This is a genomic window from Candidatus Woesearchaeota archaeon (assembly GCA_018675335.1).
GTDB lineage: Archaea > Nanobdellota > Nanobdellia > Woesearchaeales > UBA11576 > JABJCP01.
The window spans coordinates 136,653-150,442 of sequence record JABGYH010000004.1 but is presented as its reverse complement, the minus strand read 5'-3'; the positions used below and the strand labels follow the sequence as shown (position 1 = coordinate 150,442).

Below are 13,790 nucleotides of genomic sequence, written 5' to 3'. Positions count from 1 at the left end.
CTAATTTTTCTTTCGGTTATTGTTTTGTTAAATAATTCAGTTATTATTCTGTTCAATAATTAAGTATTAAAGAAGGGGGATTCAATAAATAAGTATTCAAGATTTATGTCTTTAAGGTGTATGTCTTCCGGGACCAATATCATATCCGCTAAAATTTTGTTTTGAGAAATTAATTATTCTACAAACGACACTAACAGTTTCAAAATCAACTGTTGCTCCATTCAATTTAACAGTAACATTTGGGATTTGTAAATATTTTTCTGCAGTCTCATAAACTGCGCCCGCTAGGTTTAATAAATCCACGCTAAACAATAAGCGCCCTTCATGTGCTGGACCGTTATAATTTGGAATTAGCATATCAAATATTTGATCATTTCTTTCTAGGTCAATTTGTTCGCGTAGTAATTCTGCTTCAACATCTTTTTCATCTTCTATGTGCGTTTCAACGCCAGTTGTATACATGGTAACACTGCGAATTCCTGCATAAAATGTTTGACTGCCATAACTTTCATGATCTAATGTGAGTTCTAAGCCTACTTTTCTAAATACGTAGTCTTGTTCAACTTGTTCTGTATCGATATCTAAGGTGATATTTACTGTTGTTACAAGGGCACTATTTGGATTTAACTCTCTTAAATGGTCTTCTAATAGAATTCTTGATTTAGGGTTTAATCCTTGGCTTGAATCATCAGTCATTATGATAAAATACTATGGTTTTTAATGTATTTAAACATTAGTATGGTCAATATTAGAAATAGTTAAAAATGGTTTTTAAATAAATGTCAATAAACGCTTAGATTTATTCAAGCGCATTATCCACCATTAAGCTTAGTTCTCTTAATTTGTCTTCAAGTAGGTCTTTTGCTTCATCTGCAATTTCAAATTCTTCTGCGTAGACTTCTACCCAGTCAATTAAATCTCTTATTGCATCTTGAACTTCTACAACTTTTAGTTCTTTTACCATTTTAACTCCAGTTATTTAATTTGGTCTTAATAAACCTTTGGAATTCAACAAAAAATATTGGCAAATACTTAATAACAAATAAATATCAACCAATTATTAACAAATAAACATTATGTCTTTTTCTTCTAAAACAATTTTTTTTACAGTAAACATATCAAGTATAATTTCTTTTATTTCTTCTATTTTTGGACTTTTTTTAAGTACTGTTAATGCAAATCTTTTTTTTCCAACACGTTTTATTTCTAAAAGTCCTTGGCGAGGATTATCGAAGTTTTGTATCGCGGTAATGCTAATCACAACATCGAATTCACAATCCTTAAATGGAAGTTTTTCAGCACTTCCTAAATCATATGTTCCATTTGTATCTTTTAACCGCGCAATTTCAAGTAATTTTTCGCTAGGATCAATTCCTATGAGTGAATCACATTTATTATTCCAATATCTTGTACTAATTCCACTTCCGCAGCCAACATCAAGTAATTTATCAGTTTTGCAAATATGTAAATCCTTTTCAATCATTTTGAGCTTTTGCATTTGCTCTTCTAAGTGTAGTTCTTCATATCCTGAAGCGATTCCATCATAATAGTTCATAGTCTTTGCCTCAAATATTTGGGTTTGTTTAAATCTTTTTTAATAATTTGATTAAAGCTTTTTAAATATTTTACTAAAACTTAATAAATAATCCTCAATTTTATCAAATTAAAATGGTGGAAGAACAAGTTGTTGAGAAAAAAGATGAAAAAATTATTCAATTAATTAAACAATTTACAAGTCATAATGCTGTTAAATTAGTTCAGAGAGGTAATGCTGCAATTCTTTGCGCATTGTATCTTGTTAAAAAAATTAATTCTAAACCATTTATTCTTATTCCTGATATGGGTGGGTGGATTTCATTCAAATCATATCCTCCGTTATTTAATTTTGAAGTTAGGTTAGTAAAAACCAATAGGGGAATTATTGATTTAATCGATTTAGAAAAAAAAGCAGAAGGTGGTGCGGCATTACTTATGACTAGTTTTGCAGGATATTTTGCAGAGCAACCATTAAAGTATATTGCTAATATTTGTAAAAAAAATAATTGTTTATTAATTGAAGATGCGAGTCCTGCTTTTGGAGATTCAGAACTTTGCAACGGTGAGGTTGCAGATATTATTGTTTGTTCTTTTGGAAAACACAAACCAGTTAACAATGGATATGGTGGTTTTATTTCTGTTAAAGATCAGTCTTTTTTTCAAAATTCTAGTGCTATTTTTTCTACAACAAATTTTAATCCCACATCTTATGATTCTTTGTTAAAAAAAATCAAATATGTTCCTGAAAGATTAAAAAAATTATATGCTTTACAAGAAAAAGTAAAATCCGAACTTGAGGGAAAAAAGTTCAAAGTTCTTCACAGAGATAAAAGGGGGTTAAATGTTGTTGTAAAACCAATGACTTCTGAAGACAAAGAAAAAATTATTGAGTATTGTAAAAAGAAAAAGTATGAATTTGTTCAATGTCCAAAATACATTCGTCTTGAAGAGGATGCGATTAGCATTGAATTAAAACGATTGGATATTTAATAAAGTAACAAAGTTTAACTACTGTTCTGTAAGTTTTGCGAATTCTTTTAGTATTATTTTTTCATTTATATTCTAACCAAAATCATTAAATACTATATTTATTTTCCATTTTAACATAATTAGTTTATTATGAATTATGATAAATTAGTTTATTGCAAATTATGATAATTTCCATATTTTAATTTAATTATTTAAATAGATCATAAAAAAATTTGAGGTGATTAACATCGTTACAATGCCAGAGTCTATGGATGAATTAATTTATTTTACTCAACGAAAAATTGGTGATAAAGGTTACGCTAAAGTGTGGGTTTATCGGGGGGCTTGCCCTGAATGTGGAAAGGGTCAAATGGGGAAACCTAAAGATCCTAAAACTGGAAGAGCAAAAATTCGGGCTAAAGAATATGTTTGTCCTGAATGCAAGCATATTGTAGAAAAAGTTGAGTATGAAGAAACATTAGAGGCAGAGTGTGCTTATACTTGTCCTGAATGTGGTAAAGAAGGCACAGGTGCTATTCCGTTTAAAAGAAAAACTTATCAAGGTATTTCGTCTTTATTATTTGTGTGCGAGCATTGTAGTTCAAAAATTCCCGTTACAAAAAAGATGAAAGAGAAGAAAAAATAATTTTTCTTTCATAAATTTTTTATAACCTTTTTTTATTTTGGTTTTTTTTGTTTTTTTTGCTTGTTTTTTATTTTATTTTTAGTTTTATAGGAAAATTTCTTTTTTTAACTTTTTTGTATTATTTTTATTATTAAATTTGTTATCTTCGCATTATTTATTCTCTTCGCATTATTTATTCTCTTTGCAGTATTTATTCTCTTCACATTGTTAGTATTTGAACCTTTTTTTACATATACTTCCTTAAGAAATATAATAATTTCATTTAAACCTTCAAACTGGATATGTTGCATTTATTAGCTATTTCGAGGTATATTTAAATGAATTCGGATGATGAATTGGGGAATGTTGGTGCTGTGAGTAGAAGAGACGCATTAGGATTGGGTTTGAGATTACTTGCAGGAGCGGTTTTAACATCATATGTTCCTGTTGCAACTGCAGCAGACAAACCAAAAATTGACATTCGTAAAGTTTCTTCAGAGTTTCACTCGCTTCTTTCAACTGCTAAAGAATTGCATGAGTCTGCATCTGATTTGGTTGAGGGGGCCAATAAAAATAAGGGTGAATTAGTTGGGTTAGAATCAAAACTTCAAGAATTAAATCAATGGAGAATTGAACAAATTTCTAAAATTCAAAGAGAGTTTGAAGGAAAACAAGAACACAGACTATTTGCTCGTGATGTTGTTAAATTTAGAGATCCTCCTGTTTTTGCTCATCGTGAGTTACCTCAATATGGTTGGCGACAAAGGCCAGTAACAACTTATGATAAAATAAAAGGAAAACCTGGTGAACAAGAATTAAGAAAATTAAAAATAAATTTTACTGCTAAAGATGATATAAGTTTAGCATTAGAAATTTTTGAAACTAAAGTTGGAACAAACCCTGCAAAGTATTTTTTTCTTGTTACAAAAAGTACTTATCAGATTTATCAAGTACTTGATGCAGGAACTGATTCACAAGAAGTTAGATTTATTGAAGATCAAAATTATGATGGTATTCATTTTGGTAATGGGACTGCGGATACGTTCTTTTTTGAGTATTTAATTGATGGTCGTTTTGGTAGGACAAAAGAAGTTACTACTTTTGTAAAACGGGGCGATCAAAGGAAGAGATATAGTCCAGGTAAACAAAAAACATTTGATGAACTTACCACCTCTGAAAACGTGAATAGTTTATTGTATGCTTGGATTCAAAATATTAAACCTGAAATTTTAGCTGATGTTTCGTCTACAAGAGCTGATGTTAGTCGTCTTGAAACTTTAGTTGAATCACAAATTGCAGAAATTGAATCTAAAAAACAAGAAGTTAGTCAAACTAAAACAAAATATGAACGTGAAATTGGTGCATTTAAAACTAAACTTTACGCAGGAGAATTATTTGGTCCATCTTTTGATGAATCGGTAAAAACAATTACTGACTTAATATCTAAGTCAGAACTTAGTGTTGCTGAATTTCAAGAATTAACTTCATCAGTTCATAATATTGATCAATATCGTGCAATTGTAAGATCTAAAAAAATTGAGTATACTGCTAAAGGAACTCGCAAGTATGATCAAGATGTGGCAATAGTTAATGGAAATCCATTAAGAACATATAACACTGGAAGTGGTGTGTGTGATGAACTTTCTGTTTTGTTTGCAGCATTTCTCGCAGGAGAAGCAAGGTATGATATTTATTTTACTGTGATGAAAGATGATCATAGTGCGCATCAAGTTTCCATTTATCAAGATAAAGAATCAAGATCTGGTGGGTGGGGTTTTCAAAGTAATTTGTATATATCAGAAGCTAGATTTAGAACTAAAGCTCAAGCAGTAAGGCAAGCAATTTTGCATGGCAATTACGATCCTGATAGTAGGCGCACTAGAATTAGTGTTGAGCGAAAGCCAGTTAAGGTGGGAACTGGCAAATGGTTTTATCGCGATAGTGATTCAAGAAGATTAACTGGAGTATAATTTTTTTATTTCTTATTTTATTTTCTTTATATTGTTTATTTTTTTTGATATTGTTTTTTTTGCTTGTTTTTTATTTTATTTTGTTGTTTCTAGTTAATTTTATATATTTGTATTCAACTCTTTTTTGTATGATTAAGGCAATAATATTTGATTTTGATGGAGTTATTATGGATACTCACTCATTTAATTTTAATGCAATTAAAGCTGTGTTTAACAAAAAAAATGCTAAATTTTCAGAAGAAATTTTTTCCAAATATTTTGTTGGTAGATCATTAAATGACGCACTTACTTTGCTATTAAATGATTTGGGCAGATCAAATGAGATTTCTGAATGGATTAAATTAAAAAAAGATCATGATAAATTTTTTGCACAAGAAATTATTGGATATGGTGAGACGTTAGATTTCATCCATAAAAATCATGATAAATTTAGATTTGCGATTGCTACTGGATGTAGATTCATTCATTTAGACCTAACTTTTAAAAAATATGGTTTAAAAGATTTTTTTGAAATCACTTTAACCTCTGAGGATATTTCTAAGGGCAAACCTGATCCTGAAATTTATTTAAGTGCGTTAAAAAAATTAAATGTTATGCCTGAAGAAGCAGTGGTGATTGAAGATTCGCCGGCAGGAATTAGTGCTGCATGTGCTGCAAATATTAAGTGCATTGCACTAACTCAAACTCATTTAGAAAGTGAACTTATGGATGCTGATTTAATAGTTCCAAATCTTTTAGATAAAAGAGTAATTGAATTTTTAAAAAAGAAGTAATAATTATTTGAATAAAATATTTTAATCAAATAAAATAAAAAATTTATATATTTTGATTTTCTTTATGTTCTGCGAGAGTTAGTTCGTCCCATTCTTGATTTGAACGATTTAGTTTTTACTGGTCGCTCTCTTTTTCTTATATTGTGTTGAATCGGTTTTATTTTAAGACTTGTTTTTTCTTGTGCAGTTAATTTTTTAATTGTAGGAAATCCGGGGTGTTTTGGCGGGGTTGCTCTTGGTTGTTCAGGTTTTGATTTACTTGGATGAAATGCAGTTTTAAATACAGAGTTCGCAGGTTGTGTGGGAAATCTTGCTGCATTAGTTATGTTATCTAAATAAGTTGGGGGCATGTTTGGAGTGATCTTTTTTAGTGGTTCAAGTTCGACAAATGAGCTAGCAGGAGCATAATCTGAGTCTAAGCTTGTAATAATTTGTGGGGGGAAAACAAATCTTATTGTAGGGTCTATTTTTGTTTGTTCTTTGGGTTTTGATTGTGTTTGGTGATATTTTTGAGCTGGTGCTATGTCTTGAATTTCTACTTTTGAACTATTTGTGCTTGTAAATCCTACTGCAGCAATTAGTGCAACTGCTGCAGCTCCAAGTAAGTACGCCCGTCTATTAGTTGGTTTTGATTCTAAGTGTGATGGGGTGTTTTGAGCGACTGGATATTTTTTATCTTCTGGATTGATATCTTGATTTAAATCAGATAGATTTGGTTCTGCTTGAGCAATTAATTCTAATGCAGGGGGTTTTTTAAGAACAATCGGTTTGGTATTTGGTTTAGAGTCTGATTGTTTTTTCGTATCAGATTGTTTCTTGGCAGCTAATTGTTTTTTGTCGTCTTGTTTTTTTTCAGAAGAATTATTTGGTTGATCTAATGGTATGCTGAAGTATTGAGTGAGTGCAAAGTAGTCTAGTTCTGCTAACTTGTTTTGATGTGCGTATTGTATTTCACTTTCCGTTGTTTGATTTGTTTGTTTTTCTTCAGCTTGAGTTGGGGTATCTATTGGTGCTGCGGAATATTCACTTTCTAAAAATTGATCTAAACAATCAAAAGCTTTTCTTGCACGTCTATTTTTTTTAAGATAGGCATTAGTTGAATCTAGTCTGTATTGTGTGATTCTATTTTTAATTTCAGAAATAGGATCAATTTCGTCATTTTCTAAAATGTATCGTCTAATATCATCTGCTCTGTTACCTATTCCTTCGCCTTCAAGAAGTTGGTCGATAGATTTATTTGTTACTGCAGTTCTTGCTCTAATTTCCCAATTGGCTCGTCCTATTGCTTGAAGATATGTTTTTCTTTTTTCTTTAGAAACTTTTGAATTGTTTGCTAATTTTTCGGATTTTAGTTCTTGGTATAATTCTTTTAGTTTGTTTCGAAGAGTAGTTAATGAATCTGAACTGTATAATAAACGTTCATCTCTTGATAATACTTTGTTTATATTTTGTATTTGATTATATGCATTTAACATTTTTCTATCTCCGTATAATTATTATTAGCACAGTTTTTTTGTTTTAAATTAGTTTTTTTTACAAAATTTACCTAGCTGAAGCTGTGCGTTAATTATTTTATTATCTCAACACTATTTTTTTTAGTTACAAACGAGAAGTGACAGTATCTAGTATTTAGGGATTATTTATAGGAATTATAGAATTATTCGATTTTTTGAGCTAAATTGGGGGTTGTATGCTAGAAAATTGGATATTTTTAACTAAAATAAAGTGGATCATCAGATCGAATTGTTATTTCTTTTTTCTTAAATTTTTTAGGATCTTTTGTTATTCTGCCTGTTTTTTTTTGAACTGCGTAGTCTTTTGATTGAACTCCTTTGTTAAATTTTTCTTGACTGAATTTTTCTATTTGTTTTTCTTGATCTTTTACATCTTCGCTTACATCTTCTATTTTGTTAAAAGAAAAAACTTTGTTAGAGTTCATGGTTCCGCAGTTTGAGCATATAAAAAAGAATCCAAATTTTCCTATTTTCAAATCTAAATATTCTCCACATAAGCATTTCATAAGATTTAATACTGCATTTTTATGTTTAAGACAAACAGGTATTCCTTCTTTGCTTGTGGTGATTGCTTGTTTGCCGCAGAATGGACATTCATCGACTTTGCTTTGTCCGTATTGTTTTCTCATATACATTTCAATTAGACTGTGAAAAGTTGTGATTTATAAGTGTTATTAAATATGTTGTAGTAGTTAAATTCCTGAATATAAATGTTTATAAATGCATATATTTCAATAATATTATTGAGTTAGATTTTTTATTTAAGGAGGGTGACGTTAATGCCAAAAGAAAAATATTCTCATACAAATTATTTTATGAATTCTCGATTACATGATGTTTTAGACCGGGGAGTGCAAACTCAGAGTCCATTAGATGTACTTACTCAAGATGAATGGCTTACAGTTATTCATCATTTAAATGCGCATGAAGTTGAAGGAGCGAGAACAAAGGGGTACTTGATGGAGTTGTTAGATGGAAATTCTGATAGGTTTTTTCTTTATCAAACTGCAGTTGATTACGTTAGTGAAAACAATGGAGGTCAATTAATTCCTGAATCTGAAAAAGCAATTTTTGGAAAAGCGTGTGAGTTAGTTGCGCGTGTTGATGATGAGTATAAATGGGCTCCAATAAATCAAGGTGATGAATTTGTTGGTTGGGATATCGTTCCTAAAGAATAAACTTTTCTTATTTTTTTCTTATTTTTTTTGTTTCTTTTTTTTTACATTCAATTTTCTGAGTTAATTATTGAAATTTTATAATTCATTCGCAGGCATTTTTTCAATCTCTTCAATTAACTGTTTACAGTTTATTATTGCCTGTTGGGCTATTTCAAAATCCATTTTTCTGCCATAATAAATTAAAGAATTTCGTTTACATCTGCAATCATCAAATAAACGAAACAAATCGGATCTGTTAATTACATCTCTTAAATAGAATCCTAAACAAATGTGATTGATTATTTTATATCCTTTTGAAGTTATTAACGCGTGGAGAATTTCAAGTACTGAAGAATAATATCCTTCAAAGATATAATTTGAATTATTTTCACTTAAAATTGTCTTACGTAAAAAATTAATTCTGCCTTTCGCTGTTTCTAATAAAGATTGAACCTTTTTAATATCGGGTGTTGTTTGAGTTGTGACATTGTTTTCTATGCAGTCTTCCCAATTAAGTTCTGAATTCGTTTTGATTACCTCTGAGATTTAACATAACTAACCAAGTCAAACAATCTAAAATACTTTTACAGGAAATAACCGTAAATTTTTCAGGTTTAATCAAAAAATTTATATAATCTTGATAATAAATATTATCAAATGATAATAAAAAGTATCAAAAATAGGATTAAGGAATATTTTTTTATGAATTCAACCATTAAATTGAGAGTTAGACAAATAGAACGTAAAGTGCAAGTTCCTATTCCTTCTGCAATAAGGTATTCAAAAGAATTAGAAAAAGAGGGGTTATTAAGAAAAAATATTGTGGGTGGTGTAACTTTTTATTCTGCTAATCGAGGATCTAAACTTTTTTTGTTAGAAAAAACTTTTTTTAATATTAAATCTCTGCATGAATCTGGGTTAATAACATATTTAATGAATGAGTTAAGTTATCCTTCGATTATTTTATTTGGATCTTATTCTAGGGGGGAAGACACTGAACGTAGCGATATAGATTTATACCTAGAAACACCGTCAAAAAAGAAACTATGCTTTAAAAAATTTGAAAAAAAGCTTCAAAGAGAAATACAAATATTTCAACATAAAAATATTCATCAAATAACTAATAACCATCTAGCTAATAATATAATCAATGGAATAACTTTGAATGGTTTTGTAGAAGTAGTTAAATAAAAACACATCACTTCAATTTCTTCAACACAATTATATTCCCGCGACCTTTTTTGATCTTTTGAATAATTCCTTTGTGTTCAAGTTCTGAGATCATTAAACTGACCTTTGCTTCGGATAGGGGTATTTCTTTTCTAAGTTCTTTTTGAGTCATTCGTTTATCATTTTTTTTCAAAATCTCGATTACTGATTCTAAATCTTCATCCATTTCATCTTCTTTTTTTATGGAGTCTAATGTGTCTATTGTGATTTCTGGTTGATCAGATTTTAGAAATTTTAAATAAATGTAAACAATAATGATTGCAAATATGAATATTCCTAACAAATATAAGAACCAAATACTAGGACCTGTGGGAACAACATCAATTGTTTGAGTATTATTTTCTTCAGGTTCAGTTATGATTGGATAATCAAGTAATTTGTCATCTTCACTAAAATCTGGGAATAAAAATAAGTCAAATAAGAATGTGCCTTCTTTTACAATTAATAATTTTTCTTCTGCAACATATTTAATTTGATTAGAGTCAATGTATTGTGCAGTTAAGGTATAATTGCCAGGTGCAAGATCAAATTCATATTGGCCTTGTTTTGATACAAATCTTTGTTCGGGGATTGTATCAACTTCTACTACTACATTATTAAGAGAATTAAGATTAACATCATATAAGCTGCCTTTCAAAACAGCCCCATCAACAGGTTCTATTGCTACAAATAATGAAAAGATAATTAGTACTAATAGTAGAATTTTACCCTCTTTTTTAATCATGATCTGTTAAGTAATATTTTTGAGATATTTATAACTATCGATTATTTCAAACAAGTTTTTTGATTAAAACGCATTTTTTTATCTAAAAACCTAGTATTTCTGCTTAGATGTTTGAAAAAGAGCATCTTCAAGCTTCATAAAGTTTTAGTGAGATTCTAAAGTCTCGGGTAAAGCTTTCTTTGAAAGTGTCTTTATAAACAACTTTCGGCACACTACTACATACGACAAACCAAAATCTGGTTTGATTGCGATTATGATTATATATTTAATTGGAGGCTTATTAAAAATGGCTTGGAAAAAATTTATGACTAGTATGATATTATTTGTTTTCCTTGTGGGAACTTTTCCCTTGGCAGCTTTGGCTGAACAAACAAATGATATGACTGCAAAGCCTATGCTTAGTGCAGTAAATGAACAAGGATCTGATAGGGGTGCAAGACTCGTATTAGGTGAAGCAAAATATGATAAATTATCTAGTGAAAAAAGAGAACGATTAAAAGATATTAAGGATTCTAAATTAGAAAAACTTAATGATCTTAGACAAGATCGTTTTGACAAAGTTTCAGAATTTAAGCAAGATAAGATTGAAAAGCTTACTGAACTTAGACAAGATAGACTTGATAAAATTTCTGATCTTAAACAAGATAAGATTGAGAAGCTTACTGAACTTAGAAAAGATAGATTGGATAAAGTTTCAGAATTAAAGTCTGAAAAGATTGAGAAGCTTACTGAACTTAGACAAGATAGACTTGATAAAATTTCTGATCTTAAAACTAGTGAACTTAGAAAGCTTACTGAATTAAGAAATGAAAGGTTAGAAAAAATGACTGAAGATCTTTCAAATGATGAACTTGAAAAACTTTCTAAAATTCGTAGAGAAAAAATGATTGAATTAGCAAATAAAGATAGTGCTAAGATTAAAGCTGAATTAAATAAAATTAAATTAGTTACTATGAAAAAAGCAGATCTTTTCCGTGAGAGAGTTTTATCAAAAGAAGTTGTAGATAGTGCAAGAGAAAGATATGCTGATGCTAAAGAAGAATTTGAAAAAGTTAAAAAAGCTTATGATGAAAAGAAAACTAAATGGTCAGAGTTTCAACAAAACTTAAAAGATTGCGAGGGTGTTGATAGTGCTCGTTGTGATGATTTAAGAGAAGAAGCTTTTGGTCCAGCGAAAGATTATTTAGTTAGTGCTACAAAACAAGCAATTAATTATTTTGAAAAATTAAAAGCTAAAGTTGAGAGTATGGATGATCTTGATGAAGAACGTGCAAGAAGTATGGTTGAAGATATTGATTCAACATTAGGAAAACTTGAAGATCTTCTAAATAGAATAAATGCTGCAAATAGTAGAGACGATCTTAATGTTGTTGCAAAAGAACTTCGTCAACTTTGGAGCAAAGTAAAAAATCAAGGTGTTTCACACGCCACTGAAATTGTTCACTCAAAATTAATTGATTTAATTAAAAGAGCTGAATATACAGGGGATAAAATTGAAGCAAAAATTTCTGAGTTAGATGAACAAAGTGAAGATGTTGAGAAATTAGAAGATTTACTTGAAAGTTATTTTGATTCATTAGATCAAGCAAAAGCATCTTACTATGAAGCAGTTGACTTAAGAGAAAAAGCAAATGATTTACTTAAAAATGGTATTGATAGTCGTGAGACAAAAGAAGAGTTTGATTCTATATTAAGTGAATCAAAATCAAAATTTAAAGAAGCTCGAGATTATCTTACTAGATCACACCGTATCCTGGTTGAGATTGTTAAATTAATTAAATCTTTAGGAGCAGATATTCCTTTAGCTGAAACTGAACAAGAATTAGAATCAGAAATGATTCAAGTTATTGAATCAGAAGTTACTGCGGAAGGCGTTAGTTGTAAAGACTATGATTATGGAATAAACATTTTCAAACCTAGTTTCGTTAGAGGAGACTCAGGAAAAGTTATCGGTACGTTCAAAGATTTTTGTAGTGATAATGAAAATGGAATCGGACATGTAGAACAAGGCGCTTTTGTTCACGAGTATTTATGTGAAAATTCCAAAGTTGTTGGTATGACATATGAATGTGAAAATGGTTGTTATGATGGAGCTTGCGCTTTACCTACAGTTTCTGCGACAGTTACAACTGAGTTTGTTGATTTAGAACTTATCGGATTTGAACCTGAAGTAGAACCTCTACCTTTTGGAAAAGCAGTTCCTGTAAAAATTGGTATAAAAAATAATGGAAATTCCAAAGTTGATGGTAATTATAATATTGAGATTCAATATTGTAAACCTGATATGACTGGTTGCCATATTCCTATGAGTTTACCTGGTAAAGCATTATATCCTGGAGAAGAATATTATCCAATTGCAAAAATTCAACCTGCAGAGTCTGACTTATTTGAAAATAGTTTTATTTTAGCAGTGCTTGTTGATGGTGATGATGAAGTTTTAGAGAGTGATGAATTCAACAACGCTAAACGTGAAATTTTAGATGTTGTTAAAGAAGAAGGATTTGTTGATTTAGAACTTATTGGTTTTGAACCTCAATACGAACCGTTAAAATATGGTCAAGAAGTAGAAGTTAAAATTGCAGTTAAGAACAATGGTAATTTTGGTGTAACTGAAGGATATAATGTTGAGATTCAGTATTGTAAACCTGATATGACAAGTTGTCACATTCCTATGAGTTTACCTGGAAAATCTATTGCTCCTGGTGCAACTGTAACTTACTTTGCAACTATTAAACCTGGTGATAACGATATTGTTGATGGTAGTTTTTTACTCGCAGTTATTGCAGATGGAGATAATGAAGTTTCCGAGAGTAATGAATTAAACAATGCTAAGCGTGAAGTTTTAGATGTTTTATTTCCTACAGCAACAAATCCGGGGACCTCATCAAGTGGTTCAGGATCATCTGGTAGCAGCGAATTTGAAATTTGTGGTGATGGATTTGACAATGATGGTGATGGTTATTTTGATTGTCATGATTCAGATTGTAGTCCAGCTGCAGGTGAAACTTATGTTGCAGGGGCAGTTTGTACTTTAGAAACAGCTAAACCTACTTGTTGCTTAGACCATAATGCTAAAACTGCAGTATTTGCAGAATCATTTCAATTCGACATGTGTGTTGGAGCGGGAAGATATCCTACTGTAAATGATGATGTTTGTGAAGCAATGGCTGATAAAGTTGGTTATACTTATGAAGGTGAACTACACTAAGTCAGAATAAATTTTTTATTTTTTTTATTTATTTAGCATTTAATTAATAATAAATTACAAAATTTTATATACCTCTTTTTATTA

14 protein-coding genes are annotated in these 13,790 nt (G+C 29.9%); 7 read left to right on the top strand and 7 right to left on the bottom strand.

All coding sequences use genetic code 11. From position 1 onward, the window contains the following. Nucleotides 1–111 precede the first annotated feature (111 nt). The 3 genes from HN587_03180 to HN587_03170 form a co-directional block, all read right to left on the bottom strand. A complete protein-coding gene (locus HN587_03180) occupies nt 112–696 on the bottom strand; it encodes a hypothetical protein (protein ID MBT7902840.1) in 585 nt (194 codons plus the stop codon). Nucleotides 697–799: 103 nt separating this feature from the next. Then, complete coding sequence (locus HN587_03175; GenBank protein MBT7902839.1) at nt 800–964, bottom strand: hypothetical protein; 165 nt, start codon at nt 962–964, stop codon at nt 800–802. A gap of 96 nt (nt 965–1,060) precedes the next feature. Continuing rightward, complete coding sequence (locus HN587_03170) at nt 1,061–1,555, bottom strand: class I SAM-dependent methyltransferase (protein MBT7902838.1); 495 nt, start codon at nt 1,553–1,555, stop codon at nt 1,061–1,063. A gap of 113 nt (nt 1,556–1,668) precedes the next feature. On the opposite strand from HN587_03170, the gene HN587_03165 reads away from it, so the two are divergent. Both HN587_03165 and HN587_03160 read left to right on the top strand, forming a co-directional pair. Then, entirely contained in the window at nt 1,669–2,526 is an 858-nt protein-coding gene (locus HN587_03165; GenBank protein MBT7902837.1) for a hypothetical protein, read from the top strand. Between the two features lie 235 nt (nt 2,527–2,761). Beyond that, complete coding sequence (locus HN587_03160) at nt 2,762–3,151, top strand: hypothetical protein (protein ID MBT7902836.1); 390 nt, start codon at nt 2,762–2,764, stop codon at nt 3,149–3,151. A gap of 104 nt (nt 3,152–3,255) precedes the next feature. On the opposite strand, the gene HN587_03155 is transcribed toward HN587_03160, so the two are convergent. After that, nucleotides 3,256–3,441, bottom strand: coding sequence for a hypothetical protein (locus HN587_03155; protein MBT7902835.1), 186 nt, complete (start codon nt 3,439–3,441; stop codon nt 3,256–3,258). Between the two features lie 27 nt (nt 3,442–3,468). On the opposite strand from HN587_03155, the gene HN587_03150 reads away from it, so the two are divergent. Both HN587_03150 and HN587_03145 read left to right on the top strand, forming a co-directional pair. Continuing rightward, nucleotides 3,469–5,100: a hypothetical protein gene (locus HN587_03150; GenBank protein MBT7902834.1), complete on the top strand. Its 1,632-nt coding sequence runs from the start codon at nt 3,469–3,471 to the stop codon at nt 5,098–5,100. A 128-nt stretch (nt 5,101–5,228) separates the two neighbouring features. Further along, nucleotides 5,229–5,873, top strand: coding sequence for an HAD family phosphatase (locus tag HN587_03145; GenBank protein MBT7902833.1), 645 nt, complete (start codon nt 5,229–5,231; stop codon nt 5,871–5,873). A 62-nt stretch (nt 5,874–5,935) separates the two neighbouring features. Here the strand turns inward: HN587_03145 and HN587_03140 are convergent, their stop codons facing one another. Beyond that, entirely contained in the window at nt 5,936–7,348 is a 1,413-nt protein-coding gene (locus tag HN587_03140) for a hypothetical protein (GenBank protein ID MBT7902832.1), read from the bottom strand. A gap of 236 nt (nt 7,349–7,584) precedes the next feature. Next, the gene (locus HN587_03135; protein ID MBT7902831.1) at nt 7,585–8,022 is read right to left on the bottom strand and encodes a hypothetical protein; all 438 of its coding nucleotides are present in this window, start codon (nt 8,020–8,022) and stop codon (nt 7,585–7,587) included. 144 nt (nt 8,023–8,166) lie between these two features. Between HN587_03135 and HN587_03130 the strand changes: the two genes are divergently transcribed. Then, nucleotides 8,167–8,565 (top strand): hypothetical protein, encoded by a 399-nt coding sequence (locus HN587_03130; GenBank protein MBT7902830.1) that lies wholly within the window; start codon nt 8,167–8,169, stop codon nt 8,563–8,565. Nucleotides 8,566–9,201: 636 nt separating this feature from the next. After that, nucleotides 9,202–9,735 carry a hypothetical protein gene (locus tag HN587_03125; GenBank protein ID MBT7902829.1) on the top strand — a complete coding sequence of 178 codons (534 nt, stop codon included), beginning with the start codon at nt 9,202–9,204 and terminating at the stop codon, nt 9,733–9,735. A 7-nt stretch (nt 9,736–9,742) separates the two neighbouring features. Here HN587_03125 and HN587_03120 read toward each other — a convergent pair whose 3' ends face one another. Then, nucleotides 9,743–10,498 (bottom strand): hypothetical protein, encoded by a 756-nt coding sequence (locus HN587_03120; protein ID MBT7902828.1) that lies wholly within the window; start codon nt 10,496–10,498, stop codon nt 9,743–9,745. 286 nt (nt 10,499–10,784) lie between these two features. Here HN587_03120 and HN587_03115 point away from each other — a divergent pair, with 286 nt between their 5' ends. Next, a complete protein-coding gene (locus tag HN587_03115; GenBank protein MBT7902827.1) occupies nt 10,785–13,706 on the top strand; it encodes a hypothetical protein in 2,922 nt (973 codons plus the stop codon). The last annotated feature ends 84 nt before the right edge of the window (nt 13,707–13,790 follow it).